At 63.8% G+C, this 25146-nt stretch carries 25 protein-coding genes; 21 read left to right on the top strand and 4 right to left on the bottom strand.

Annotated elements, in window-relative coordinates:
• A complete protein-coding gene (locus IEW81_RS00940) occupies positions 1 to 357 on the top strand; it encodes a rhodanese-like domain-containing protein (RefSeq protein WP_097061811.1) in 357 nt (118 codons plus the stop codon).
• 37 nt (positions 358 to 394) lie between these two features.
• Positions 395 to 2644 carry a RelA/SpoT family protein gene (locus IEW81_RS00935; RefSeq protein WP_282432139.1) on the top strand — a complete coding sequence of 750 codons (2250 nt, stop codon included), beginning with the start codon at positions 395 to 397 and terminating at the stop codon, positions 2642 to 2644.
• On the opposite strand, the gene IEW81_RS00930 is transcribed toward IEW81_RS00935, so the two are convergent.
• The 3 genes from IEW81_RS00930 to IEW81_RS00920 form a co-directional block, all read right to left on the bottom strand.
• Positions 2631 to 3191 (bottom strand): type IV toxin-antitoxin system AbiEi family antitoxin, encoded by a 561-nt coding sequence (locus tag IEW81_RS00930; RefSeq protein ID WP_097061813.1) that lies wholly within the window; start codon positions 3189 to 3191, stop codon positions 2631 to 2633. The genes IEW81_RS00935 and IEW81_RS00930 overlap by 14 nt on opposite strands.
• An 86-nt stretch (positions 3192 to 3277) precedes the next feature.
• Entirely contained in the window at positions 3278 to 4510 is a 1233-nt protein-coding gene (locus IEW81_RS00925; RefSeq protein ID WP_097061984.1) for a DUF349 domain-containing protein, read from the bottom strand.
• Positions 4511 to 4608: 98 nt separating this feature from the next.
• Positions 4609 to 5409, bottom strand: coding sequence for a peptidylprolyl isomerase (locus tag IEW81_RS00920; protein ID WP_229671183.1), 801 nt, complete (start codon positions 5407 to 5409; stop codon positions 4609 to 4611).
• 111 nt (positions 5410 to 5520) lie between these two features.
• On the opposite strand from IEW81_RS00920, the gene IEW81_RS00915 reads away from it, so the two are divergent.
• The 11 genes from IEW81_RS00915 (at position 5521) to aroB (ending at position 16802) form a co-directional block, all read left to right on the top strand.
• Positions 5521 to 6852 carry a replication-associated recombination protein A gene (locus IEW81_RS00915; RefSeq protein WP_097061815.1) on the top strand — a complete coding sequence of 444 codons (1332 nt, stop codon included), beginning with the start codon at positions 5521 to 5523 and terminating at the stop codon, positions 6850 to 6852.
• Between the two features lie 213 nt (positions 6853 to 7065).
• Positions 7066 to 7695, top strand: coding sequence for a 30S ribosomal protein S4 (rpsD, locus tag IEW81_RS00910; protein WP_097061816.1), 630 nt, complete (start codon positions 7066 to 7068; stop codon positions 7693 to 7695).
• Between the two features lie 90 nt (positions 7696 to 7785).
• Positions 7786 to 8163 (top strand): DUF948 domain-containing protein, encoded by a 378-nt coding sequence (locus tag IEW81_RS00905; protein WP_097061817.1) that lies wholly within the window; start codon positions 7786 to 7788, stop codon positions 8161 to 8163.
• A 47-nt stretch (positions 8164 to 8210) separates the two neighbouring features.
• Positions 8211 to 8402, top strand: coding sequence for a hypothetical protein (locus IEW81_RS00900; RefSeq protein WP_097061818.1), 192 nt, complete (start codon positions 8211 to 8213; stop codon positions 8400 to 8402).
• A gap of 82 nt (positions 8403 to 8484) precedes the next feature.
• Complete coding sequence (gene alaS, locus IEW81_RS00895; RefSeq protein WP_097061819.1) at positions 8485 to 11139, top strand: alanine--tRNA ligase; 2655 nt, start codon at positions 8485 to 8487, stop codon at positions 11137 to 11139.
• Positions 11139 to 11600, top strand: a complete 462-nt coding sequence (gene ruvX, locus IEW81_RS00890; protein ID WP_097061820.1) for a Holliday junction resolvase RuvX — start codon at positions 11139 to 11141, stop codon at positions 11598 to 11600. The genes alaS and ruvX overlap by 1 nt, the downstream gene beginning before the upstream one ends.
• A 4-nt stretch (positions 11601 to 11604) precedes the next feature.
• A complete protein-coding gene (gene mltG / locus IEW81_RS00885; RefSeq protein WP_097061821.1) occupies positions 11605 to 13017 on the top strand; it encodes an endolytic transglycosylase MltG in 1413 nt (470 codons plus the stop codon).
• On the top strand, positions 13010 to 13891 hold the full coding sequence (locus IEW81_RS00880; protein WP_097061822.1) for a shikimate dehydrogenase family protein: 882 nt from the start codon (positions 13010 to 13012) through the stop codon (positions 13889 to 13891). Before mltG ends, IEW81_RS00880 begins: the two co-directional genes overlap by 8 nt.
• 54 nt (positions 13892 to 13945) lie before the next feature.
• A complete protein-coding gene (gene aroC / locus IEW81_RS00875) occupies positions 13946 to 15151 on the top strand; it encodes a chorismate synthase (protein WP_097061823.1) in 1206 nt (401 codons plus the stop codon).
• Between the two features lie 35 nt (positions 15152 to 15186).
• Positions 15187 to 15732 carry a shikimate kinase gene (locus tag IEW81_RS00870; RefSeq protein ID WP_229671182.1) on the top strand — a complete coding sequence of 182 codons (546 nt, stop codon included), beginning with the start codon at positions 15187 to 15189 and terminating at the stop codon, positions 15730 to 15732.
• Entirely contained in the window at positions 15729 to 16802 is a 1074-nt protein-coding gene (gene aroB, locus IEW81_RS00865) for a 3-dehydroquinate synthase (RefSeq protein WP_097061824.1), read from the top strand. The genes IEW81_RS00870 and aroB overlap by 4 nt, the downstream gene beginning before the upstream one ends.
• 350 nt (positions 16803 to 17152) lie before the next feature.
• Here aroB and IEW81_RS00860 read toward each other — a convergent pair whose 3' ends face one another.
• The gene (locus tag IEW81_RS00860) at positions 17153 to 17914 is read right to left on the bottom strand and encodes a FadR/GntR family transcriptional regulator (protein WP_097061986.1); all 762 of its coding nucleotides are present in this window, start codon (positions 17912 to 17914) and stop codon (positions 17153 to 17155) included.
• Between the two features lie 149 nt (positions 17915 to 18063).
• Between IEW81_RS00860 and IEW81_RS00855 the strand changes: the two genes are divergently transcribed.
• From IEW81_RS00855 to IEW81_RS00820, 8 genes are all read left to right on the top strand, one after another.
• Positions 18064 to 18978, top strand: a complete 915-nt coding sequence (locus IEW81_RS00855) for a proline iminopeptidase-family hydrolase (protein ID WP_097061826.1) — start codon at positions 18064 to 18066, stop codon at positions 18976 to 18978.
• Between the two features lie 93 nt (positions 18979 to 19071).
• Positions 19072 to 20526, top strand: a complete 1455-nt coding sequence (locus IEW81_RS00850; RefSeq protein WP_097061827.1) for an APC family permease — start codon at positions 19072 to 19074, stop codon at positions 20524 to 20526.
• On the top strand, positions 20523 to 21470 hold the full coding sequence (locus IEW81_RS00845; RefSeq protein WP_097061828.1) for an acetamidase/formamidase family protein: 948 nt from the start codon (positions 20523 to 20525) through the stop codon (positions 21468 to 21470). The genes IEW81_RS00850 and IEW81_RS00845 overlap by 4 nt, the downstream gene beginning before the upstream one ends.
• A 67-nt stretch (positions 21471 to 21537) precedes the next feature.
• Positions 21538 to 21978: a type II 3-dehydroquinate dehydratase gene (locus IEW81_RS00840; RefSeq protein WP_097061829.1), complete on the top strand. Its 441-nt coding sequence runs from the start codon at positions 21538 to 21540 to the stop codon at positions 21976 to 21978.
• A 70-nt stretch (positions 21979 to 22048) separates the two neighbouring features.
• Complete coding sequence (gene efp, locus IEW81_RS00835) at positions 22049 to 22612, top strand: elongation factor P (RefSeq protein ID WP_097061830.1); 564 nt, start codon at positions 22049 to 22051, stop codon at positions 22610 to 22612.
• Positions 22613 to 22642: 30 nt separating this feature from the next.
• A complete protein-coding gene (gene nusB / locus IEW81_RS00830; RefSeq protein ID WP_097061831.1) occupies positions 22643 to 23056 on the top strand; it encodes a transcription antitermination factor NusB in 414 nt (137 codons plus the stop codon).
• A 130-nt stretch (positions 23057 to 23186) separates the two neighbouring features.
• A complete protein-coding gene (locus tag IEW81_RS00825) occupies positions 23187 to 24023 on the top strand; it encodes an ABC transporter ATP-binding protein (protein WP_097061832.1) in 837 nt (278 codons plus the stop codon).
• 8 nt (positions 24024 to 24031) lie between these two features.
• Positions 24032 to 25069 (top strand): aliphatic sulfonate ABC transporter substrate-binding protein, encoded by a 1038-nt coding sequence (locus tag IEW81_RS00820; protein WP_229671181.1) that lies wholly within the window; start codon positions 24032 to 24034, stop codon positions 25067 to 25069.
• Positions 25070 to 25146 lie beyond the last annotated feature (77 nt).

The following is a 25146-nucleotide window of genomic DNA, read 5'->3' as shown; positions in this document are numbered from 1 at the left end:
ATGAGCAATTCGGATTCGGTCGAGCTACCCGGCGTCTCCGTCGAAAAAGCGATGAAGGAGCTCTCGGAGGGCGTCATCCTGGTGGACGTGCGCGAACAGGATGAGTGGGACGCCGGCCACGCACCCGGCGCTACATTCCTCCCTCTCTCAGCCCTGCAGGAGCGCGTGTCAGAGCTTCCCCGCGATTCCCGCCTGCTGATTGTGTGTCACAGTGGCGGACGATCCCTCCGGGCTACGAATTTTCTGCGTTCAGAGGGGCTGGATGCCGTGAATGTCGAGGGTGGCATGTCGGCCTGGTCCGCAGCGGGTGGCTCCGTCGTCGTCGATTCGCACACAGCGAACGCGGACGAAGACTGAACCGCAGCGGCTTAGAGTTGCAGCAGGAGGTGGTCGTGTGACCGAGACAACGCAGAGCACGGCCACGCTGCGCACCCTGCTGCCCCGCATCTTCTCGCGCGCACAGCCTACGGGCGCGGTAGACCGGCTCATCAAGACGGTCCGCGCGCATCATCCCAAGGCTGATATCCCGTTGCTCGAGCGCGCGTATGTCGCCGCGGAGAAGGCGCACCGGGGACAGCAGCGCAAAAGCGGTGAGCCGTACATCACGCACCCGGTCGCCGTCGCCCAGATCCTGGCTGAACTCGGAATCGGAGCGAAGACGCTTGCAGCCGCCCTGCTGCATGACACCGTCGAAGACACCGAGTACACCCTCGAGCACCTCCGTGAGGATTTCGGCGACGAGATCGCCATGCTCGTCGACGGGGTCACCAAGCTCGACAAGCTGAAGTACGGCGACAGCGCCCAGGCCGAGACGGTGCGAAAGATGATCGTCGCGATGTCGAAAGACATCCGCGTGCTCGTAATCAAGCTCGCCGACCGGCTCCACAACGCGAGGACCTGGGGCTTCGTCGAACAATCATCCGCCACCCGCAAAGCCAAAGAGACGCTCGAGATCTACGCGCCCCTCGCGCACAGGCTCGGAATCCAGGCGATCAAGCTCGAACTCGAAGACCTCTCGTTCGCTGTGCTGTACCCGAAACTCTATGTCGAGATCGAGAGCCTCGTGCGCCAGCGCACGCCGCAGCGTGAAGGTTTCGTGCAGCAGGTCATCAACGCGGTCAAGGATGACCTCAAGACCTTGAAAATCAAGGGCACCGTGGCCGGTCGTCCCAAGCAGTACTACTCGATCTACCAGAAGATGATCGTGAGGGGTCGCGAGTTCGACGAGATCTACGACCTCGTCGGAATTCGGATCCTCGTGAACTCGGTGCGCGACTGCTATGCCGTGCTCGGGTCGATCCACGCCAGGTGGACTCCGATCCCTGGGCGGTTCAAGGACTACATCGCTACCCCGAAATTCAACCTGTACCAGTCGCTTCACACGACGGTCATCGGCCCTCAGGGTAAACCCGTCGAGTTGCAGATCCGAACGCCCGAAATGCACCAGCGGGCCGAGTTCGGTGTGGCGGCGCACTGGAAATACAAGGCACGCGTCAACGGCAAGGGCGATGGCGCCGGTGGTCACGACGATGCGGACATGGCGTGGCTCGCCCACATCAGTGACTGGCAGGCCGAGACCGAGGATCCGGGGGAGTTCCTCGATTCCCTCCGTTTCGAGATCGGTGCCAAAGAGGTTTACGTCTTCACGCCGCAGGGCAAGGTGATTGGATTGCCGGCGGGTGCGACTCCCGTCGATTTCGCCTACGCGGTGCATACCGAGGTCGGCCACCGCACCATGGGCGCCAAAGTGAACGGCAGGCTGGTTCCGCTCGAGAGCGAACTCAACAGCGGCGACTCTGTGGAGGTCTTCACTTCCAAGAATCCGGATGCTGCTCCGAGCCAGGACTGGCTCAGTTTCGTCAAGAGTACGCGGGCGCGAAACAAGATCCGTGCCTGGTTCACAAAGGAGCGCAGGGATGAGGCGATAGAGCAGGGCAAGGATGCCATTGCTCGCGCCATGCGCAAACAGAACCTTCCGCTGCAGAAGCTGATGAGCCAGGATTCGTTCGCCGAGGTTGCATCCCAGATGCGATACGACGATGTGACGGCGCTCTACGCGGCAGTGGGCGAAGGGCACATCTCTACCCAGTCCGTGATCGAGAAGGTTCTTTCGTCACTGCACAGTGAGTCTGAGACTGACGACGCTGAGATCGAGTTCGCGCCGAAAGGCCGCAGCCGTTCGATGAAGAACAGCGACTCGGGTGTGCTGGTGCGAGGTGCTCCAGACATACTCGTCAAGCTCGCCAAGTGCTGCACGCCGGTGCCAAGAGATTCGGTGGTCGGTTTTGTGACCCGAGGCGCGGGAGTGTCGGTACATCGCTCAGATTGTAAGAACGTCAGTTCTCTCATGCTGGAACCCGAGCGCATGATCGACGTCGAATGGGCGCCGAGCTCGAAGTCTCTCTTCCTCGTGCAGATCCAGATCGAGGCTCTCGACCGGTCGGGACTGTTGTCTGATGTCACGCGTGTGCTCACCGAGAACCATGTAAACATCCTGTCTGCGACGGTGTCGACCTCGAGCGAGCGACTTGCCCTCAGTCGGTTCGTCTTCGAGATGGGTGACACCACGCATCTCGATCGTGTGTTGAATGCCGTGCGCAGGATCGACGGGGTCTACGACGTCTATCGGGTCAGCAACGGCTGAGCCGTTGCAGAGCGCGACGTTTCCCCGGGAGGTTCCTGCGGCCGTTGATGTCAGCCTCGCACTGCTCGAGACTGATACCGGATTGACGCATCAACCTGGACACCGTACGGACGTCTGCGAATTCGAACGCCTCGCTGAAACGCGCGAGATCAATGATGGTGCGAAGGGGAGTCGTGACCCGAAGACCACCGACCATGGCGATCTCGCTGCCACGGATGACTACTTCGCGCACCGAGACAGTGCGGGGGAGGTCTCTTCCGGCGCGGGAGTTGCTCACGACGCACAATTGTTGGTGGATCGGCGCGACATCCAACGCGCCCCAGATCCACGCCGCTGAGCGCTGTTCGGCGATCAGGCGACTATCGACGCCAGTCGCTGGGGCTCCCACGGAGTGCACAGCCCGAGCCCTGTGTGTGGCCTGCACGATCTCGTCAACCGGGGCGAAGCAGTCACCGACCAGGAAAAGTTCACCATCGAGCTTCGCGGCCCACAGTTCAGCGGCGGGCAGGTCGGCGCCGGAGAGCACTGGCGGCAGGCGGGGTGGCATGCCGTCATCATGGTTCGTGAATGCGGCACGCCGCAGCCGTCTGAGGAATCTGTGGACTTACCACGCCTGTGGAAACCCGGGCGCGGCTACTTGGCGATCGCGCCGAGCCAGGCCTTACGAGCATCCAGTGCTTCCTGAGCCGTGGAAATAGCGCGCTTATCGCCGCTTGCCTTCGCGTCGTCCAGTTCTCGTTCGAGCTTGGCGATGGCGTCGTTGAGCTGGCCGAGGAATCCTGACTCGCGCTGTTTGCGCTCGGGGTTGTTCTTCTGCCAGTGGTCTTCGTCGAGCTTTCGCACGGCATTCTCGACCTTGCGGAGCCGATCTTCGATCGTCTTGACCTTGTCGCGGGGGACCTTCCCGATCTTGTCCCAGTTGGTCTGGATTCGCAGCAGTGCGTCTTTCGCCTTCGAGCGATCGGTCTCGGTGAGCAGTGGCTCGGCCTCGACCAGCAGTGTTTCCTTTAATTCGAGATTCGCGGTGAATTCGACGGAGTCCTGCGCGTCGACCTCGCCCTTCGCGGAGTACAGGGCGTCACCGGCCTCTTTGAACTGGGCCCACAGGGCGTCGTCAAATTTCTTGCCCGCGCGACCAGCGGCTTTCCACTGGTCGAGGAGGTTGCGGTAGATCGGGATGCCTTCTGCACCTTTACCGACCAGGCCCTCGGCCTTCTCGACGAGAGCCTGCTTCGCAGCCTTCGCGTCTTTATGCACACTGTCCAGCTCCGCAAAAAACGCTTTGCGGTGGGTGTCGATGGTCGCCCTCGCGGCACGGAACCGTTTCCACAGTTCGTTCGCTTCGTTCTTCGGCAGGCGTGGGCCGTCGGCCTGATGCTTCTGCCAGCGAGCGAAGATCTCGTCGATAGTCGCCGTGACCTGCTTCCACTGCGCCTTCGCGGGATCCTGCGCGGCGAGAGTCTCGGCCTCGACCACGAGGCTCTCCCTCTCGACGAGCGCGGCCGACACGACGGCCTTCGACTCTTCTGTCTGCTTCACGGTCAACTCGGTGACGGTGCCACCGAGCGCCTCGATCCGCGACTGGAGTGCGGCGAGGTTGCCCACGGCGTTCGCGGTAGCGATGCTGGCAGCGAGTGCCCTGACGGCCTTCGAGACATCACTTGCAGGTGCACCGCGCTTCACACGCTGCTCGAGCAGCGTCACCTGCCCGGCAAGCTCGCTGAACTTGCGCTGGAAGTACGCGAGAGCCTCTTCCGGGGAACCGTCGGGGTACTGCCCGACCGCGCGCTCACCCGTTGCTTCGCGAACGAAGACGGTACCGGTCTCGTCGACGCGGCCCCATGGAGCCTGATCGTCTGTTGCCACGTGAATCACCCTTGCAGTTCGTTCTGAATGGCCGGACACATTCGTGTCCTGCCCAGCGGCTCAAGCCTATGGCACCGTGGGAATCGACCGCATCGGTGTTATTGGATCGTGAAGCCGGTGATGGATGTCGGCACCACCGGTGCACCGTCGGCAGCACCGTCGACGACTCCGGCGTCAGCTATCGACGCCATGAACTGGTCGAGGCCACTCGTGACGGATCCGACGATGGTGTAGCCACCCACGGAGTCGTCGGGCAGCGTGGCATCCGCATAGACGATGAAGAACTGTCGACCGTTGCTGTAGGCATTGTCCCCAGCCCGGGCCATCGCGATGCTGCCGGCGGGGTAGATGCCGCCCGGAGCCGTGTTTTCCAGCGGGCCGAAGCTGTAGGTGGAGTCGGTGGCTCCGGTGCCGTCAGCCGAACCGCATTGGAGGAGGCCGGCCGTCGGGCTCGACACGAGCCTGTGGCAGGTCTTGCCCACGTAGTAACCAGCGGCCGCGTCAGTGACCAACGAGGCGACAGCCTGCGGTGCGAGAGCACCGTCGAGCGAGATGCCGAGCTGGACATCATTAAGAGTGAGGTTGCCTGTCCAGGTGCGGCCTTCGGCGACCGCGGGGTCCGGCACGTCGCCGACGTTTTGGCCTTCGGGAGCAGCGGTTGCCGTGTCGGTGGGTGTCGAGGTCGGAACTGGTGTTGCCGTACCCGGCCCGCCATTGAAGTAGAACAATTGCGCGCCGGTCACGAGAGCGATCACGGCGAGCACCCCGATGATCGCGATGAGGTTGTCGCGGGAGCGACGCTTGCGGCCATGCTCGTGAACGGTTTGCCGGGCCTTGTACAGCCGCAGGCGCTCACGGGCATCGCGGGCCGCGCGATCGGTGCTCTTACTCTGTGCCACGAATGACTCCTTTGCGGGCAAGACCCTGATGATGACGCGTCGCCTCGCTGGGCCCGCAGTGAGAACTTTACGATATCCACGTCTGTCGGTTGCCACGGTTAGCATTGACCAATGGATAGCGGCCCCGGTCTACGCAGCGGCGCCACGCCTCTCGCGGTACGCATGAGGCCGATGAACCTTGATGAGGTAGCCGGGCAGCGTCACCTGCTCACTCCGGGGTCGCCGCTGGTGAGCCTCGCCTCAGACAAGTCTGGCGAGCAGGGTTCGGTGTCCATCATCCTGTGGGGCCCACCCGGCACGGGGAAGACGACCCTCGCCAAAGCCATCGCCCACAGCTCCGGACGCAAGTTCGTCGAGCTCTCAGCGGTCACTGCCGGGGTGCGCGATGTCAGGCAGGTCATGGAAGAAGCGCTGTCGAGCCGCGACCTGTACGGACTGACCACTGTGCTGTTCCTCGACGAGATCCACCGCTTCACGAAAGCGCAACAGGATGCCCTGCTTCCCGGTGTCGAGAACGGCTGGGTGATCCTGATCGCGGCAACCACCGAGAACCCGTCATTCTCTGTGATCTCCCCGCTGTTGTCCCGATCACTGCTGCTCACTCTTGAGCAACTCGACGAAACAGATCTCGGAATACTCATCGACCGCGCCGTGACAGACCCCCGCGGCCTGCACGACGCAGTGGAGCTTGCGGCAGAGGCTCGCGCGAGCATCATCCGGCTGTCGTCAGGTGACGCACGACGAGCACTGACGGCTCTCGAAGCCTCCGCGCTGGCCGCCACTGCCTCGTATGCCGGTGAGGGAAAGCCTGTGGTCACCACCGAGATCGTTGCGATGGCCGTCGACCGTGCACTGCTGCGCTACGACCGGCAGGGTGACGAGCATTACGACGTGATCAGCGCCTTCATCAAGTCGGTGCGTGGCTCGGATGTCGACGCAGCGCTGCACTACCTGGCGCGCATGATCGAGGCTGGCGAAGATCCGAGGTTCATCGCGCGCAGGGTCATCATCTCCGCTGCAGAAGATATCGGCATGGCCGACCCGCAGGCGCTGCTGATCGCGATGGCGGCGGCCGACGCAGTGCAGCTGATCGGCATGCCCGAAGGGCGCATCCCGCTGGCCGAGGCGGTCGTCTATCTAGCGACTGCGCCGAAGTCGAATGCCGCATACATGGCACTGGATGCCGCGATCGCCGACGTGCGCGCTGGCAAGATCGGCCGCGTGCCCAAGCCGCTGCGCGACGCCCATTACCCCGGCGCAAAGCGGCTGGGGCATGGCAAGGGCTATAAGTACTCGCACGACTCCGACTTCGGTGTGGTGCAGCAGCAGTACCTGCCGGACGAACTCAAGGGCACCGACTATTACAGGCCGACCAACAACGGCAACGAACGTGACGTGGCGGCCCGACTGGAGAAGCTCAGGGGCATCATTCGTGGTGAGTGACCAGCGCGCGCGTGATACTCTTAGCGCTGCCTAAGGCCTGATTTCCGCGCGCGGCTGCAACGAAATCGCTGGTTAGGGAAAGACGGTCTGTAGCCGACCGGGTTCCGCATGGCAGCCCCTCTACTTTCACGGCGTGCTTTCAAGCACATGTTTTGCGTGCGCATGCGTGCGCGCGAGCAGCCGTTTCCACTATTCACCGACAGTAAGGAACCCGTGTCTACTAAGTCACGTACCCGCAGCAAGACCCGTCTCTCGAGGGCCCTGGGCATCGCCCTGACCCCGAAGGCTGCCAAATACCTCGAGAAGCGTCCGTACGCTCCGGGTGAGCACGGTCGCACCAAGCGCAAGCAGGACAGCGACTACGCCGTCCGCCTGCGCGAGAAGCAGCGCCTGCGTGCCCAGTACGGCATCCGCGAAGCGCAGCTCAAGATCCAGTTCGAGGAGGCCCGCAAGGCCGCCGGCCTGACCGGTGAAAACCTCGTCGAGCAGCTCGAGATGCGTCTTGACGCCATCCTCGTTCGCTCAGCTATCGCCCGCACCACGGCCCAGTCACGCCAGATGATCGTTCACCGTCACATCCTGGTCGACGGGCAGCTCGTCGACCGTCCGTCGTTCCGCGTCAAGCCGGGACAGCTTGTTCACGTGAAGGCCAAGAGCGAGGGCATGGAGATCTTCCAGGTCGCCGCCGCCGGTGGACACGTCGACGTGCTCCCTAAGACCCCTGGGTACCTCGAGGTCGAGATCGACAAGCTGCAGACACGCCTCGTGCGTCGTCCGAAGCGCGCCGAGGTCCCCGTGACCTGTGAAGTCCAGCTCGTCGTGGAGTACTACGCGGCTCGCTAACGCTGGGTCATCCGGTAACTCTGAGCAGTTACTGTGGGAAGCGGGTCATCGCAGGATGGCCCGCTTCTCACGTTAACGAGGGAACATGTCATGACTGGTGCAGACGTAGCCGGACTCATCGCCGCAGGAGTGTTTGCGATCCTGGTGGGCATCTCCGCGATTCCACTCATCAAGCTGGGCCGGGTGTTCGACGAGGCGAGCGCCGCGATCCGCAGCGCGAGTGAGAACATCACGCCGATCCTTGAAGAGGCGACGACGACGATCAGCGAGACGAACAAGCAGATCGCTCGCGTCGACTCGATCACCGGCAGCGTCGAGGAGGCCACGAAGAACCTGTCTTCGCTCGTCGCGCTGTTTGCTGCGAGCGTGGGCGGCCCGCTGATCAGGATCGCGAGTTTCTCCGCGGGTGTTCGTGCTGCGCTCAGCGGCTCACGGTCGGGCACCGGCCGTTCGGCGTCGAAGAACTAAACTGTGAAGCCACTGCACTGCTCGACCCGTCTTGCCACAGGAGCACAATGAAGAATCTCGTCCTCGTATTCGTCGGTGTCGCGATCGGATTCCTCGTCGCGCACACGGTGTCGATGACCCCGCAGGGCAAGCGTTTCTTCGACGACGTCAACTCCCGCGCCCGTGAGTTCGGCAGTGCCGTGGTCGACGGGTACACGTCTCGCGAGGCCGAGTTGCGCGCCGCCGTGGACGAAGCCTGAGCCCAGATCTCCAACGAAGCCGCTGAGCTGCTGCGGGCCCGGTCACTGGTCCCCGCCGCACAACTACTAACCGGGACCTCCTATGTACACCGCTGACATCCAGAGCCGCTGGCTGAACTTCTTCGGGGACCGTGGGCACACCATCGTTCCCTCGGCATCGCTTGTCAGCGATGACCCGACCCTACTTTTCACGGTTGCCGGGATGGTGCCGTTCGTGCCGTACCTGACCGGGCTGGTGCCCGCGCCGTACCCGCGCGCGACGAGTGTGCAGAAGTGCATCAGGACCCTCGACATCGAAGAGGTGGGTAAGACTCCACGGCACGGCACGTTCTTCCAGATGAACGGAAACTTCTCGTTCGGTGACTACTTCAAGGAGCAGGCGATCGAATACGCCTGGGAGCTGCTCACGAACAGCGAGTCCGCAGGCGGATTCGGATTCGACGAGAAAGACCTGTGGGTCACCGTCTACAAGGACGACGACGACGCCGTCAATTTCTGGAAGAAGACGGCAGGGCTGCCAGACGAGCGCATCCAGCGACTCGACATGGACACCAACTACTGGTCGACCGGGCAGCCGGGACCAGCGGGGCCATGCTCGGAGATCTTCTTCGACCGCGGGCCGTCCTACGGTCGGGATGGTGGGCCGGCGACAGACGACGACCGCTACGTGGAGATCTGGAACCTCGTCTTCATGCAGTACCTCCGCGGCGAGGGCAGCGGGAAGAACTTCGAGATCCTGGGCGAGCTTCCCAGCCAGAACATCGACACCGGCATGGGCATGGAGCGCGTCGCGTTCATCAAGCAGGGCGTCGAGAACATGTACGAGATCGACCAGGTTCGCCCCGTGCTCGACCGGGCAGCTGAGCTGTCGGGGCGACGATACGGTGCGAGCCTGGAGGATGACGTCAGGATGCGCGTCATAGCCGATCACGTGCGCTCGAGCCTGATGCTGATGTCGGATGGCGTCACGCCGGCGAATGAGGGGCGCGGCTACATCCTGCGCCGGCTGCTCAGGCGCACAGTGCGCTCGATGCGACTGCTCGGCGTCGAAGATCCGACGTTCGCTGAACTGTTCCCGGCATCAAGGGACGCGATGAAGGCCCAGTATCCCGAGGTCGCCAGCGATTTCGACAGGATCTCACGACTGGCAGTGGCCGAGGAGGAGACCTTCCTCCGCACGCTCGCCAGCGGCACGACGATCCTGGATGTCGCCGTCGCACGCACGCAGCAGGCCGGAGCCGTGCAGCTGCCGACCGACACCGCGTTTCTCCTGCATGACACGTACGGATTCCCGATCGACCTGACCCTCGAGATCGCGGACGAAGCCGGGCTCTCGATCGACCGTGCGGGATTCGACGCGCTCATGAACCACCAGCGCACCCTGGCCAAGGCCGACGCGAAGTCGAAGAAACAGCACCTCGCTGATCTCTCGGTCTACAGCGCTTTCCGTGCAAAAGGTGAGACGACCTTCACGGGCTACGACCACCTCGACACCGAGTCGAGCGTGCTCGGGCTGATCGTCGACGGAGCCTCGGTCAGCAGGGCGACCTCGGGGCAGATCGCCGAAGTGATACTTGCCGAGACCTCGCTGTATCCGGAATCGGGAGGCCAGGAAGCCGACTCCGGCACCATCGTCGGCACTGGGTTCGAACTCGAGGTGCTCGATGTGCAGCGCCCCGTCAAGGGACTCGTCAGCCACAAGGTGCAGGTCACCTCGGGCGAAGTCGGAGTGGGGGATGCCGCGACCAGCGTCGTCGACCCCGAGTGGCGCCGCGGTGCGACCCAGGCGCATTCGGCGACGCACCTCATCCATGCCGCTCTTCGGCAGATCCTCGGGCCACAGGCGCACCAGTCCGGTTCGTACAATAAATCCGGATATATGCGACTGGACTTCTCCTGGAACTCGGCGCTGTCCGCAGCGACCAAGAGCGAGATCGAAGAGGTCGCCAACAACGCCGTGCGCGACAACCTCGAGGTGACCACGCGCATCCTCCCCATCGAGGAGGCGAAGGCTCTTGGCGCGATGGCACTGTTCAGCGAGAAGTACGGGGACACTGTGCGGGTGGTGGAGATCGGCGGCCCTTGGTCGCTGGAACTGTGTGCGGGAACGCACGTATCGCGGTCGGCTGAGGTCGGCCTGATCAATCTCATCGGTGAATCATCGGTCGGATCATCGAACCGGCGCATCGAATCGCTCGTCGGTCTCGACGCCTTCCGTGACCTGGCCGCCGAACGTGCCATCGTTTCTGAACTGACGTCGTCACTCAAGACACCCCGGGAGCAGTTGCCCCAGCGCATCAGCGCCCTCGTGGCTGAGCTGAAGGCCGCCGAGAAGAAGATCGCCGAATTCGAAGCCGGTCAGTTGTCGCAGCGGATTCCGGCCATTGTGGCGAACTCGAGCAGGCGAGGCGACATCGATCTCGTGGCAGAGAACATTGGTGCCATCGCCTCGAGCGACGACCTGCGGTCGCTGGTCATGGGTGTGCGTGAGCGGCTCGGATCCGGTGCCTCGGTTGTGGCTCTGGCGGCAGATGTTGCCGGTAAGCCCGCCGTGATTGTGGCGACCAATGAGGCCTCTCGGGCGCTCGGTCTCAAAGCCGGCGCGATGGCAAAGGCTGCTGCCGGTGTGCTCGGCGGTGGAGGCGGCGGAAAAGACGACCTCGCACAGGGCGGTGGCTCTGACGTCACCGCCATCGGAGCTGCGCTCGAAGCGATCACCGCGGCAGTGTCGCGATAGTGCGAACCGGCGTGCGACTCGGTGTCGATGTGGGAAAAGTGCGCATCGGGGTGGCCCGCAGCGATCTTCACGGAATGCTGGCCACGCCGGTCGAGACCGTGCAGCGGGGGCGGGGCGACCTGGTTCGCATTGCACAACTCGCTGCAGAGATCGACGCCGTCGAGATCGTGGTCGGGCTGCCGATAGCGCTGTCGGGCCGCGACACCCCATCGACGGATGACGCGAGAGGGTTTGCCGCGCAGATCGCTCGCGATCTGGGGATTCCCGTTCGCATGGTCGACGAGAGGCTGTCTACTGTGTCAGCCAATTCGGCGCTTCGGGCGTCTGGCAGGAACGCGAAAAATTCACGCTCAGTGGTGGATCAGGTTGCCGCCGTTATAATTCTGCAACATGCCCTCGACCTCGAGCGCGCGGCTGGTACACCTCCTGGTCTCATCGTCGACACCCCCGAAGGATCATAGGATCATGGCAAACGAGCCGAGCTGGGATGAGATCTTCGCACAGCGGCCGACGGCGGCGCCCCTTGTGACACCACCGAAGGAGTCGGCACACGAGCCCACGGAGCTCGATTCCTTCGCCCAACTGTTCGGTGCGCGGCCGTCCCAGGAAGCTCCAGCTGGGACAGCCGCAACTGCCGTTGCGGCGGCGGCGGCTGCACAGGGTCGCCGGGCGACGGACCCTGCTGCGCCGGGCAGTCGCCGGGCGGCTCGAGAACGCGAACAGTGGTCGGCAGGTGGCGACGGTCCGGGATCAGGGGGCCGCTCCCGCAGGGGCGGCGGCGGCGGCGATCGCCCGAAGAAGCGGAACCAGCGCTGGCTGAAGATCCTGCTTCCGATCGTGCTCGTGCTCAGCGCTGGCGGGGCGGTGGCGGCGTATGGCTGGACCACCTACAACACCCAGGTGCGCGAGCTTCTGGGAATCCAGTTGCCCACTGACTACGAGGGATCGGGCAATGGTGAGGAAGCCATCGTGACGGTCCAATCCGGGGACATCGGTTCGGATGTCGCGCGGGAACTCCACGAGGCTGGCGTCACCATGACCTACGACGCCGTGTACGACTACCTTGTGACCAACCCTGATGTCGGATTCCTGCCGGGAAACTGGCGACTGCAGAAGATGATGAGCGCCGAGACGGCGGTGACCGCCCTTCAGGACAGCGCCAATAAGGTGACGGACAAACTCCTGCTCCGTGAGGGGATCTCGCTGCAGACCTCACTGGAGGTGATCGCCGAGACGACAGGACTTCCTCTTGAGGAGGTGACAGCCGCCGCCGAGGATCCGCAGGCGTACGGGCTTCCGGAGCAGGCACCGACGCTCGAGGGTTATCTCTTCCCGGCCACCTACGAACTTCAGGGCGGGGAGACTGCGCAGCAGATCCTGCAGCTGCTCGTGGATACGACGATCGGCAGGCTGGACGCCGCGGGCGTCGCACCGGAGAACCGCTACAACACGCTCATCATGGCCTCGATCATCCAGCGTGAAGCCGGCGCCAACCCCGACGATTTCTATAAGATCTCGCGGGTGTTCCAGAACCGCATCGAGCAGGACATCAACCTGCAGTCCGATGCGACCGTCGCTTACGGCACCGGTCGGTTCGACTCGGTCTGGACCGAGCCGGAGGAGAGGGCGGATCCGTCGAACGTCTACAACACCTACGCCAACCCCGGCCTGCCGGCGGGCCCTATCGGCCTGCCGGGTGACCTCGCGATCGATGCCGCGTTGAATCCGGTAGACGGCCCCTGGCTGTTCTTTGTCCCGATCAACCTTGCGACCGGTGAAACCGTGTTCTCGACGACGGCAGACGAGCACCAGGCCGCGGTCGACAGGCTGTTCGCGTGGTGCGACGAGAGCGCCGAGAACGCCACATACTGTGAGTGAGGCAGCTCGTCGCCGGCTCGCGGTTCTGGGTTCGCCGATCTCGCATTCGCTGTCGCCCTCGATTCACAGGGCCGCATACCGGGTACTCGGCCTTGACTGGAGCTATGGTTCCGCGGATGTCACGGGGGAGTCGCTCGCGCGCTACGTAGGCACGCGTGACTCCAGTTGGCGCGGCCTCTCGCTCACGATGCCACTGAAGCGTGACATCCTGCCGCTGTTGGATTCCCGGGACGAACTGGTCGACCTGGTGGGGGCTGCCAACACCGTGCTGTGGGACGCCGACGGCTCCCTGCGCGGATTCAATACCGACGTGTACGGCGTCGAGCGATCGTTCCGGGACGCGGGAGTGGATGCCCTGACTCTCGTGCACGTCCTCGGGGCGGGGGCGACAGCCGCCTCCGTCATCGCCGGAGTCGCACGGCTCGGCGTGACAGAAGCGCAGGTGCTCGCCCGGACACCCGCGAAGGCGGCGGACCTCGTTGTGCTGGGGCGAGTGCTCGGTGTGACGGTCACGGTGATTCCCTGGGCAGGGTCGCTCACGGGCCGACCCGACGCCGTGATCAGCACGGTTCCTGGAGGGGAGAGCCTGCCCGAGTTCTCCCGCGAAATCCGATGCTCCGCAACGTTGTTCGACGTCGCATACGATCCCTGGCCGAGCGACCTCGCGCGGTCATGGTCTGACGCGGGCGGGTCTGACGCGGGCGGGTCTGGGGCTGGCGGAACTGACGCCGGCGGAGCAGTGATCTCCGGCCTCGACCTGCTGGTGAACCAGGCCGTCGGGCAGATCCGTATCTTCGTCAACGCCGACCCCACGATCGAGCTCCCCGATGAGGCGGCGGTCATCGGCGCGATGCGCGAAGCCCTCACCCCCTGACGCAGTCCGACCACCGAGTGCGGTGAGCGCCGCGCGCTATGGGAGGATTGGGGCATGCTGCGTTGGTTGACGGCTGGTGAGTCGCACGGTCCCGAACTCGTCGCCATACTCGAGGGACTTCCCGCTGGCGTTCCCGTAACACCCGAGGCGATCCAGTCAGACATGCATCGTCGCTCGCTGGGCTACGGCCGCGGGGCTCGGATGAAATTCGAGCAGGATGAGCTCTCGATCAGCGGAGGCATTCGCTTCGGTGCGAGCATGGGCAGCCCGATCGCGCTGCGCATCGGCAACACCGAGTGGCCGCGCTGGGTCGACGTCATGAGTGCGGTGCCGGTCGACCTGGATGCGCTGCCGAAAGGCCGAGGAGCGGCCCTGACCCGCCCGCGACCGGGCCATGCCGACCTTGTCGGCATGCAGAAGTACGACTTCCCCGAGGCCCGAAATGTGCTGGAGCGCGCGAGTGCGAGGGAGACCGCCGCGCGGGTCGCCCTCGGCGCTATAGCCCGATCCTTCCTGTCCGAGCTCGGCATCCGGATCCTCAGCCACACGCTCGCCATCGGAACGGTGCGTGTTCCTGACGGTTCACCGCTGCCGGGGGCCGGGGACGTCGCCACGCTCGACGCTGACCCGCTGCGCTGCTTCGACCCCGAGACGTCCACCGCCATGGTCGCGGAGGTCGACATGGCCCACAACGACGGCGACACCCTCGGCGGGGTTGTCGAGGTTCTCGTCTACGGTCTTCCACCGGGGCTCGGTTCGTACACGCACTGGGATCGCCGGCTTGACTCCCAGCTTGCCGCCGCGATCATGGGCATCCAGGCCATCAAAGGCGTGGAGATCGGAGACGGTTTCGAGACGGCCCGCCGCCGAGGATCCGAAGCCCACGACGAGCTCATCATCGGGCCGGACGGCATCACGAGGCTGAGCGACCGCGCTGGCGGCACAGAGGGCGGCATGAGCACGGGTACGCTGCTGCGCGTCAGGGCCGCGATGAAACCGATCTCGACAGTTCCGCATGCCCTCAGGACGGTGGATGTCGCAACCGGCGCCGCGGCCGAGGCACACCATCAGCGCTCCGACGTCTGCGCGGTACCCGCCTCGGGTGTCGTCGCGGAGGCCATGGTCGCCCTCGTGCTCGCGAACTCCGTGCTCGAGAAGTTCGGCGGGGATTCCGTCGGAGAGACCAAGCGCAACCTCGACGCCTACCTCGCATCCATCCCGGCAGAGCTCGTCACGTCGAGATCGTCGCAACCTGAATGAGCGGGCATGGGTGAGCGGGCGTGAACGAGCCGGGCGTGAGCGAGCCGGGCGTGAGTGAACCGGGCGTGAACGAGCCCGCTGACGGCGCCGCCGTCGTGCTGATCGGGGCACCCGGTGCCGGTAAGACGCGCACCGGCAAGCGGCTCGCCCGTTTGCTGCACGTGCCGTTCATCGACACCGATAAACGGATCGTCGAACGCCATGGCACGATCGCCGAGATCTTCGCCGAGCATGGCGAGTCGCACTTCCGCTCGATCGAGCGCGATGTCGTGGCGGAGGCGCTGGTGGAGCGGGCCGTGGTGACCCTGGGCGGAGGGGCTGTGCTCGATCCGAGGACCCAGGCCGACCTCGCCCAGTATCCGGTCGTGCAGCTGACGGTTTCGGCTGAGGCCGTCGAGGCTCGAATCTCCAGTGGGAAACGGCCACTGCTGGCCGATGGGATCGGTGCCTGGCAGGCGCTCGTCGACGCCAGGCAGCCGATCTACGACCGGCTCTCCAGCTTCGCCATCGACACGTCCAGCCAGCCGCTGGACAGGGTGGCCCAACAGATCGCCCACTGGCTCGAAAGGCAGCAGTCATGACCTCCACCGTCATCCCCGTCAAGGGCACAGATCCCTATGACGTGATCATCGGTAACGGCACACTCTCGACAGTGGCAGAACACCTCGGCACACGCGTTTCCAAGGTGCTGATCGTGCATCCATCCACTCTCGGCGCTCGCGCCAACGCCCTGCGTGACTCGCTCTCCGATCGCTATGAGGTGCTGCTGGCAGAGGTTCCGGATGCCGAGGACGCAAAGCGCGTCGAGGTCGCCGCGTTCTGCTGGGGCATCATGGGCCAGACCGACTTCACGCGCACCGATGCGGTCATCGGTTTCGGGGGAGGCTCGACGACAGACCTCGCCGGTTTCGTCGCGGCGACCTGGCTTCGCGGTGTGCGACTCATCCAGTGCCCGACGAGTGTCGCCGGAATGGTGGATGCGGCCGTGGGTGGCAAGACCGGCATCAACACGGCCGAGGGCAAGAACCTGGTCGGCTCGTTCTACGCACCGGCCGCGGTGATCGCCGACCTGGACGTGCTCGACGACCTGCCGCGCAACGAGATTCTGGCCGGTTTCGCTGAGATCGTGAAGTGCGGGTTCATCGGTGAACCCGAGATCCTCGACATCATCGAAGCCGATGTCGATCTCGTGACGGATCCGCACAGCGCCGAATTCCGCCGCGTGGTCGAACTGTCAATCGGGCTGAAGGCACGGGTGGTCGGTGAGGATTTCAAGGAGTCTGGCCCGAGGGAGATCCTGAACTACGGACACACGCTGGGTCACGCGATCGAGCACGCCGAGCGCTACCGCTGGCGCCACGGTGCGGCTATCAGCGTGGGCATGGTCTTTGCCGCGGAGCTGGGAAGGCTGGCCGGCTCACTCTCTGATGCCGTCGTCGACCGCCACCGTTCGATCCTCGAGTCACTCACCCTGCCGATTGACTACTCGCTCGGCCGCTGGAACACCCTTCTCGCGACGATGCAGCGTGATAAGAAGGCCAGGGCCGGGATGATCCGGTTCATCGTGCTGGACGATGTCGGAAAGCCCTCGGTGCTCGCCGGCCCCGACGAGGCGATGCTATATGCGGCCTACCAGGAAGTCGGCGTGTGAGCATTACCGGGTCCCTCTGGGATTCGCGCTCGTCGCCGCCATGCTGACCGTTCTTCCCGAAGCGCGCTCGGCGCGTGTGTTGTGTGCGGCCCTGACTCAGGGCAGGGCACCGGGCACGAACTCCGCTCGCTCTGGGCCGCGTATCGGCGCAGAGCCCTGACGAACCTGCTGAACCCCACGGTCGGTGTGTTCTCCATCGCACTGATGGGCTTCGCCGCGGTGATTTTCGCCACCGAGGTTGCCCGCCGCTGGCTCACATCGCCCCGGTCGTGCGCGCTATCAACAGGATCACCGGCGGGATACTGATCGCCGTCGGAGCAGTGCGCGTCCCCGAGTCGCGACCGTAGTGCTCAGGGTGCTCCCGCCCTGTGAAGGGCCGCCTCCAGAAGTTCCATGTCGATGCGCGCGTGCGCGAGCCCGATGGCCCCCGCATCCGGGCAGCGCTTTTCGCAGATGGCTTCCACCAGATTCTGATGATCCACGAGAGCACGCTGTTCCATCTCTCGCTGCCCCTCTGGGAATCCCCACACATGCGACGGAGCGGCGATGCTCACCTGGCTTTCGAGCTCAGCGAGCATCCGTTTGAGCGTCACATTGTGGGCAGCATCAGCTATAGCGATGTGCAGACGCTCATCTGCTTTCTGAGCGGCACTACCAGACTCTGCGAGGCGATAATCCTCCAACCGAGCACGGAGGACCATCACGTCGTCATCGGTGCGCTTCTCTGCCGCAGCGAGGGCCACGGCGCCAGACAGGTGCATCATCGCTTCGCAGGTGTCTCGCAGCGCTTCCCATCGCGCCGAGAGGGTGCGATGTACGGAAGCGCTGGATATCGCGGTCCACTGCTCGCGTACAAAGGAGCCGCCGCCGCGCCCGCGGGCCTTCACGAGCATTCCCTGTTCGACCAACCGCGAGAGAGCTTCGCGCACGGTCATTCTCGCGACTCGCAAATTGGCTGCCAGTTCGCGTTCCGCAGGAAGTCGCGCCCCGGGCAGGTACTCACCGATGGCGATAGCGGTGACCAGCCGATCGTAAATCTCGTCGACCCGGGATGCGCCGTTGAGTGGCGCGTCGAGACTGCTCGGCAGAACGGGGGTCTCGAGGTGCGTCATAACCACCATTAACGCATACTCGCCAGACTCAACTTCGAACCCCGAATCACCGCGAACCAGGACGAGCGCCATCTCAGCAAAAAGAAAGGTTGGTTATTAGACCATTCGTAGGACATGATGATCCTCGGGAATGAACAACAGGAGCAACGGTGGCTGAAACAACGAACGCGACGACGGCGAGAGTGCCGTTTCACGAGTGGGAGACCTGGGCCAAAGTCGTCACCCCAACGAACCCCTTGCCGGGTGCGCTGCCGCTCGTCGTTTTGCACGGGGGACCGGGTATGGCCCACAACTACCTGAACAACCTGGCTGATCTCACCAGCACGGGGCGCACCGTCATCTTTTACGACCAGCTTGGTTGCGGCAACAGCACACACCTACCGGACGCTCCAGCCGAATTCTGGAGTCCACGCCTTTTCGTCGAAGAATTCCACAATCTGCTAGAGCACTTCGGAATCACCGAATATCACCTGCTCGGGCAGTCATGGGGCGGAATGCTGGGAGCGGAGATCGCCGTTGAACGCCCCGCTGGCCTGGCCAGCCTCAGCATCTGCAACTCACCGGCATCCATGCAGTTGTGGGTGGAGGGTGCCAATGAGCTTCGCGCCCATCTTCCACAAGAGACGCAGGATGCCCTGACGCGCCACGAGACAAACGGCACGATTCACGATCCTGAGTACCTGGCAGCGACGAGAGATTTCTACGACCGCCACGTTTGCCGAGTAGTGCCGGCCCCCCGCGGCTTCGCGGAGAGCGAGGGTCAAATGGAGGCGGACCCCACGGTGTATCACACGATGAACGGCCCCAACGAGTTCCGCATCGTCGGGACACTTCGCTACTGGACCATTATCGACAGGCTCGATCAGATCATCGCGCCGACGCTGGTCGTCGCCGGGGAGTTCGATGAAGCAACACCAGCCACCTGGGCGCCATTCGTCGAGCATATTCCGTCGGTATCGAGCCACGTCTTCCCCGGCGCCAGTCATTGCTCTCACCTTGAGCAGCCCGAAGCCTTCCGCGCTGTGATCGCTTCATTCCTCGCGCGGTCTGACCGTCAGGGATAGCGCCTCAGCCCTCTTCTTTTCCACCAGCACCACCGCAGCGCAGCACGGTCAGCTCTCATAATGCAGTTCCCCCACTTCAACAGAAAGACAAAGATGTCGAGAATAGATTCGCCGGATCTCACGCCGCAGCAGCAGCTCGAGTCCTACGGTTATAAACAGGAACTCAAGCGTTCCGTCTCCACCCTGGACCTGCTGATCTACGGACTCGTGTTCATGGTGCCGATTGCACCGTGGGCAATCTTCGGCGTGGTCTACAACGCGGCGGGTGGAATGGTTCCGCTGGTCTACCTGATCGGCCTGATCGCCATGATTTTCACGGCGCTCGCTTACCAGCAGATGGCCAAGTCGATCCCGCTGGCCGGCTCGGTCTTCTCGTATGTGGGGCGCGGGATCCACCCGACCGCCGGGTTCTTCGCGGGCTGGGCAATCCTGCTGGACTATCTGCTGGTGCCAACACTGCTGTACGTCTTCGCCGCAGAGTCGATGGTCGGCATCTTCCCGGACTCTCCCCGCTGGATGTGGGCGGTGATCTTCGTGGTCATCAACACGGTGATCAACCTGCTGGGAATCAGTTCCATCAAACGGATCAACCGCATCTTCCTGGCCATCGAGCTCGCCTTCGTGGTGATCTTTGTCGTCATAGCTGTCAATGCGTTAAGCGGCAACACGATTCCCGACGCTGCCTTCACCATCGACCCACTATGGGACGCAAGCAAGGTGACGGGGCCGCTCATCGCGTCGGCCCTGTCGATCGCGGTGCTCAGCTTCCTGGGCTTCGACGGCATTTCGACCATGTCGGAGGAAGCGACCGGCGGTCGCAATGCTGCCGGCCGCGCCATGATCATGGCGCTTTTCGTGGTCGCCTTCCTGTTCATCCTGCAGACCTGGCTGGCCAGTGCCCTCGCCGGGGGACGGGAATCGTTCGGCGACGACGAGGTTGGCAACGCGTTCTTTATCCTGGTGCAGGCGGCCTCGAACAGCGGGTGGATGACGGCGTTCTTCGTGGTCAACGTGATGGCCGTCGGAATCGCCAACGCGATGGCAGCCCAGGCCGCTACGTCCAGGTTGCTCTACTCCATGAGCCGAGACCGGCAGCTGCCCGCATTTCTGTCACGCATCGACCGTCGACAGATCCCGCGAAATGCAGTTCTCGTCGTCTCGGCAATCTCCGCCGTTCTGGTGCTGTTCTTTGTCGGGCAGATCGACCTGATCGCAGCCCTCGTGAACTTCGGCGCCCTGTTTGGGTTCATGATGCTGCACCTCGCCGTCATCGTGTATTACGTGGTGCGCAAGAAGTCGCACAACTACCTTCTTCATCTCGTCGTGCCGATTCTCGGGTTCCTGATCATTGGATATGTACTGCTGAACGCAGCACCGCAGGCCAAGATCGGCGGCGTAATCTGGCTGGTTCTCGGAGCGGGAGTCTTCTTCTACTACCGAATCAGCGGCAGAAAGACCGAATTCTCTGGCGAGGACGCCGAGAAGGGCGCAGATGATCTCGACGTGACGAAGGTGCCCGCCGTGGGGCCGGGCGAGTCGCTCTCATGACCGATTCTCATCGGACCGGGACGATCGACCACTTTCTCGACAAGTCGCACGGCAAGTTTGGTTTCGGAGCCGATACCCCGCCGGCCCTACGCATTGCGCCGGGTACGGGCGAGACGATCGGCTTCGAAACCAGCGATGCGGTGTACGAACAACTGCACCAGCATCACGACATGGAAAAGCTCACCGTGGGCATCAACCCAGTGACGGGTCCGGTGTACGTGGAGGGTGCTGAGCCCGGGGATGCGCTCGTGGTGACGATCCACGAGATCCGGTTGAAAGAGCACGGCTGGTCGGTCAGCATCCCCGGTACTGGAGCGTTGAGACGCGTCATGGGTGACACGGTGTTCACTCGCCAGATACCCATTGATGCAGACGGAGTGCACGTCACGGAGCGGCACGTCTTTGACGCCAGACCGATGATCGGGTGCATCGGAACCGCACCGGCAGAGCGTGTGAATTCAACGATCATGCCCAGCTATCCGCAGGGCGGCAATATGGACCTCACCGAGTGCCGACCCGGATCCAGGGTCTACCTTCCCGTCATGGTGCCCGGAGCCTATTTGTCAATCGGCGACATCCACGCGCTGATGGCGGAGGGCGAGTCCTCGTTCGTCGCCATCGAAGCCGAGGGCACTGCGGTGGTCAGTATTGACCTGGTCAAGAATATGCCGCTGCGCGCGCCGCGCGTCGAGACCGCGGATGAATGGATATTCGTCGGTCTCGGCGATCCGGTCCAGGAAAGTATCACGCGTGGCTACGAGGATATGTTCGCGTTTCTCACGGGGCAGCACGGCTGGGATCTTGGGGACGCGTATTCCGTCATGAGCGCGGTTGGGCACACCCGCCTCGGGGGTCCGACCGGTTCCGGCGAACCGGACCCCCTGCACCCGTTTGCCGCCGTGGGTGCAGTGACGATCCATCGCCTGCCGAAGAACGTGCTGTAAGCCTGCGCAGTCGGAGGTCGATCAGGGCGGCGCGTTATCCCGGTGGTGTCTCGATACACTCGAACCCGTGACCACAGTCCTCGTTCTCAATGGCCCGAACCTCGGCAGGCTCGGCACTCGCGAGCCCGACGTGTACGGCAGTGGCACCCTCGACGATCTTCGGGTGCGGCTCGAGGCCGAGGCATCCGGCCTCACCATCGACCTGCGCCAGACCGACGACGAAGCGACGCTGATCGGGTGGCTGCACGAGGCCGTGGATACCTCGAGCCCCGTGATCCTGAATCCCGCAGCCTTCACGCATTACTCGTACGCCCTCAGCGATGCAGCAAAACTGGTGACCTCGGCCGGCTTGATCCTCGTCGAAGTGCACCTGAGCAACCCCCACGCTCGCGAGCAGTTCAGGCACACGAGCGTGATCTCGGCTGTGGCTACCGGTGTGATCGCAGGATTCGGTTTCGACTCATACAGCCTCGCGTTGAGCCTCGTTCGCTCGAGGCTCGTTCGCTAGCGACCCGCCCAACACGTAGAATCGATGGTCGGTCTCGACCAACGCTGTCACCAACGAACGGAACACTCCCATGGCCTCAACCGCTGACATCAGGAACGGCGTCGTTCTCAACATGGACGGCCAGCTGTGGACCGTCATCGACTTCCAGCACGTCAAGCCAGGCAAGGGTGGCGCATTCGTGCGCACGAAGGTCAAGAACGTCATGAGCGGCAAGGTCGTGGACCGCACGTTCAACGCCGGAGCGAAGATCGAAACCGAAGTCGTCGACCGTGCGGACTTCCAGTACCTCTACAAAGACGGCGAGAACTACGTCTTCATGGACGTGGGCACATACGACCAGATCACACTGTCGCCCGCCAACGTCGGTGACGCCGCAAACTTCATGCTCGAGAACCAGAACGTGACCATCGCGCTGCACAACGGCGACCCGCTCTATGTCGAGCTGCCGGCATCCGTCACTCTCGAGATCACCTACACGGAGCCCGGCCTGCAGGGCGATCGTTCGACCGGCGGCACGAAGCCCGCAACCGTCGAGACCGGCTACCAGATCCAGGTCCCGCTGTTCCTCGAACAGGGCACCAGGGTCAAGGTCGACACTCGTGATGGCTCATACCTCGGCCGCGTCAATGACTAAGACCATGACGACACCGGAGGCCGCAGCCTGATGGGCGCTCGTACCAAATCACGCAAGCGCGCCCTTGATGTGCTGTACGGAGCCGACGTTCGCGAAGAGTCGATCAACACCGTGCTCGCCGCCGAGCAGGCCCGTGCTGAGGGGGACACCAAGCGCGCGTCATCATGGGGATACGCGCGCGACATCGTGATCGGCATCACCGAACACGGTGATGAGATCGATGAACTCATCGAGACCTATGCGCAGGACTGGACTCTCGCGCGCATGCCCGCGGTCGACCGGGCGCTGCTGCGCATCGGCGTCTGGGAGATCCTCTACAACACCGAGGTACCTGACAGCGTCGCGATTTCAGAAGCCGTCGAGTCGGCGACACTGCACAGCACTGACGACTCGGCAGGCTTCGTGAATGGCCTGTTGGGACGGATCGCAGCCAGCCGCAGCTGATCGGTCCCGACGTTGCCTGCGGCAAGCCCCGACACCGCCTGCGGCAAGCCCCGACGTCGCCTGCGGTAAGCATGACGCAGGGTTACGTCCCGGCTGCCGAATGATTAGCTCTAGCCCGTAACGTGCAGGGATGACCTCAGCGACAGCCATTCCCGGGCGCAGTGCACCAGCACTGTCGGTGTCTCTCGTCGATGTCGAGCGCTCCTTCGCCGGCGCGACCTCGAAGGATCCACCGCGCCGGGTACTGCGGGATGTGTCGCTTGAGATCACACCGGGCGAGATCGTCGCGCTCATCGGAGCCTCCGGCAGCGGCAAGTCCACCCTGCTGCGCCAGGTGGGCGGACTCGACGTTCCCGACAGAGGATCTGTGCGCATCGACGGCTCGGCCCTCACCGGCATCGACCAGCGCTCGGCCATCGCCTTCCAGGAGCCGCGGTTGCTTCCGTGGCGTTCCATCGAGGCCAACGTCGACCTCGGATTGCCCAAGGGCACGCCTCGCGGTGAACGACGTGACCGGGTCGCGGAACTGCTCGAGCTCGTGCAGTTGACGGATGCCGCAAGCCTTCGTCCGCGCCAGGTCTCTGGTGGCATGGCCCAGCGGGCATCCCTCGCCCGTGCCCTCGCCCGCGGACCGGGAGTGCTGTTGCTCGACGAGCCGTTCGGAGCGCTCGATGCACTGACCCGGCTCACCATGCAGGATCTGCTGCTCGACATCCACGCAGCAGAACCCGCCACCATCCTGTTCGTCACCCACGACGTCGAAGAGGCGCTGTACCTCGCTGACCGCGTCGTGCTGCTCGGCGTCGAGTCCGGTTATGCGAGCAACTCCGGAGCCGTCATCCGCTCCGTTATCACCGTCCCGGGAACCCGTCCGCGCGATCGCGGCGACTCCTCCCTGGCGCACCTGCGTGCCGAGCTCCTGGAGGGGCTCGGCGTGTCAACCCACCACCCTGTACACACATTTTGAGGAGCACCGTGAAGAAAAAGTTTCTGCCCTTGATCGCCATTGCCGCAACGGTAGCCATCGCACTGTCGGGCTGCGCCGGTGAGGGTTCGGGCGCCGTCGCCGAGCCGGAGCCTGCAAGCACCCTTCCGGGTGAGTGGAGTGCGGATGTGCTGAACATCGATTTCGCCACCTACAACCCACTCAGCCTGATCATCAAGGACCAGGGCTGGCTCGAGGATGCCACGGAAGGCAAGGTCGCGATTAACTGGGTGCAGTCTGCCGGGTCGAACAAGGCGAACGAGGCGCTGCGCGCCGGGGCCATCGACGTCGGATCGACCGCGGGATCTGCCGCGCTGCTCGCGCGATCCAACGGATCGCCGATCCAGGCCATCGACATCTACTCGCAGCCCAACTGGGCCGCGATCCTGGTTCCCGCCGGCTCGACGATCACGAAGGTTTCGGAGCTCAAGGGCAAGTCGATCGCCGCGACGAAGGGCACGGATCCCTATTTCTTCCTGCTGCAGTCGCTCGGTGAAGCCGGACTCACACTGAACGACGTGACAGTGCAGAACCTGCAGCACGCCGACGGGAAGGCTGCCCTGGAGTCTGGTGCTGTCGACGCATGGTCGGGACTGGATCCGCTGCTCTCGACGAGTGTCGCGACCGCCGGTTCGAAGATCATCTACGACAACATCGACTTCAACAGCTACGGGTTCCTGAACGCCACAGAGAGCTTCCTCGAGAAGTCGCCTGACCTCGCCCAGCTGGTGGTCGACGCCTACGAGAAGGCTCGCGAATATGCCATCGCCAACCCGGAGGAGACGGCAGGCATCCTTGCAACGGTTGCCGGTATCGATCCCGCTATCGCGACCTCGGTGATTGCCGACCGCACCAACCTCGAGGTCGACCCGAAGCCGGGCAAGAAGCAGCACGACGTGCTGGCCTTCATCGGGCCGATCTTCGTCGAATCCGGAGACGTCGCGAGCCAGGACCTGATCGACTCCGCCCTCGACTCGCTCTTCAACACCGAGTTCATCGACAAGTCGGACCCCTCGGTCATTGGCTGAGAACGCCCAGAAGCACGACCTCGCAGCCGACTCCACCACGGAGTCGGCTGCGAGTCTTGTGCAATACGTCTCGGGTT

This window comes from Salinibacterium xinjiangense (assembly GCF_014645015.1).
GTDB classification, from domain to species: Bacteria; Actinomycetota; Actinomycetes; order Actinomycetales; family Microbacteriaceae; genus Rhodoglobus; species Rhodoglobus xinjiangensis.
Note: the sequence above shows the minus strand (reverse complement) of the source record. Positions and strands in the feature narration are given on the sequence as shown.

Bases quoted from the DNA above. Each gene is read 5' to 3' on its own strand.
- IEW81_RS00905 (WP_097061817.1), top strand. From the start codon at position 7,786: ATGACTGGTGCAGACGTAGCCGGACTCATCGCCGCAGGAGTGTTTGCG.
- aroC (WP_097061823.1), top strand. From the start codon at position 13,946: ATGCTGCGTTGGTTGACGGCTGGTGAGTCGCACGGTCCCGAACTCGTC.
- aroB (WP_097061824.1), top strand. From the start codon at position 15,729: ATGACCTCCACCGTCATCCCCGTCAAGGGCACAGATCCCTATGACGTG.
- IEW81_RS00845 (WP_097061828.1), top strand. From the start codon at position 20,523: ATGACCGATTCTCATCGGACCGGGACGATCGACCACTTTCTCGACAAG.
- IEW81_RS00860 (WP_097061986.1), bottom strand. From the start codon at position 17,914: ATGACGCACCTCGAGACCCCCGTTCTGCCGAGCAGTCTCGACGCGCCA.
- mltG (WP_097061821.1), top strand. From the start codon at position 11,605: ATGGCAAACGAGCCGAGCTGGGATGAGATCTTCGCACAGCGGCCGACG.
- IEW81_RS00900 (WP_097061818.1), top strand. From the start codon at position 8,211: ATGAAGAATCTCGTCCTCGTATTCGTCGGTGTCGCGATCGGATTCCTC.
- efp (WP_097061830.1), top strand. From the start codon at position 22,049: ATGGCCTCAACCGCTGACATCAGGAACGGCGTCGTTCTCAACATGGAC.
- IEW81_RS00915 (WP_097061815.1), top strand. From the start codon at position 5,521: ATGGATAGCGGCCCCGGTCTACGCAGCGGCGCCACGCCTCTCGCGGTA.
- IEW81_RS00930 (WP_097061813.1), bottom strand. From the start codon at position 3,191: ATGCCACCCCGCCTGCCGCCAGTGCTCTCCGGCGCCGACCTGCCCGCC.
- IEW81_RS00850 (WP_097061827.1), top strand. From the start codon at position 19,072: ATGTCGAGAATAGATTCGCCGGATCTCACGCCGCAGCAGCAGCTCGAG.
- alaS (WP_097061819.1), top strand. From the start codon at position 8,485: ATGTACACCGCTGACATCCAGAGCCGCTGGCTGAACTTCTTCGGGGAC.
- nusB (WP_097061831.1), top strand. From the start codon at position 22,643: ATGGGCGCTCGTACCAAATCACGCAAGCGCGCCCTTGATGTGCTGTAC.
- IEW81_RS00825 (WP_097061832.1), top strand. From the start codon at position 23,187: ATGACCTCAGCGACAGCCATTCCCGGGCGCAGTGCACCAGCACTGTCG.
- IEW81_RS00940 (WP_097061811.1), top strand. From the start codon at position 1: ATGAGCAATTCGGATTCGGTCGAGCTACCCGGCGTCTCCGTCGAAAAA.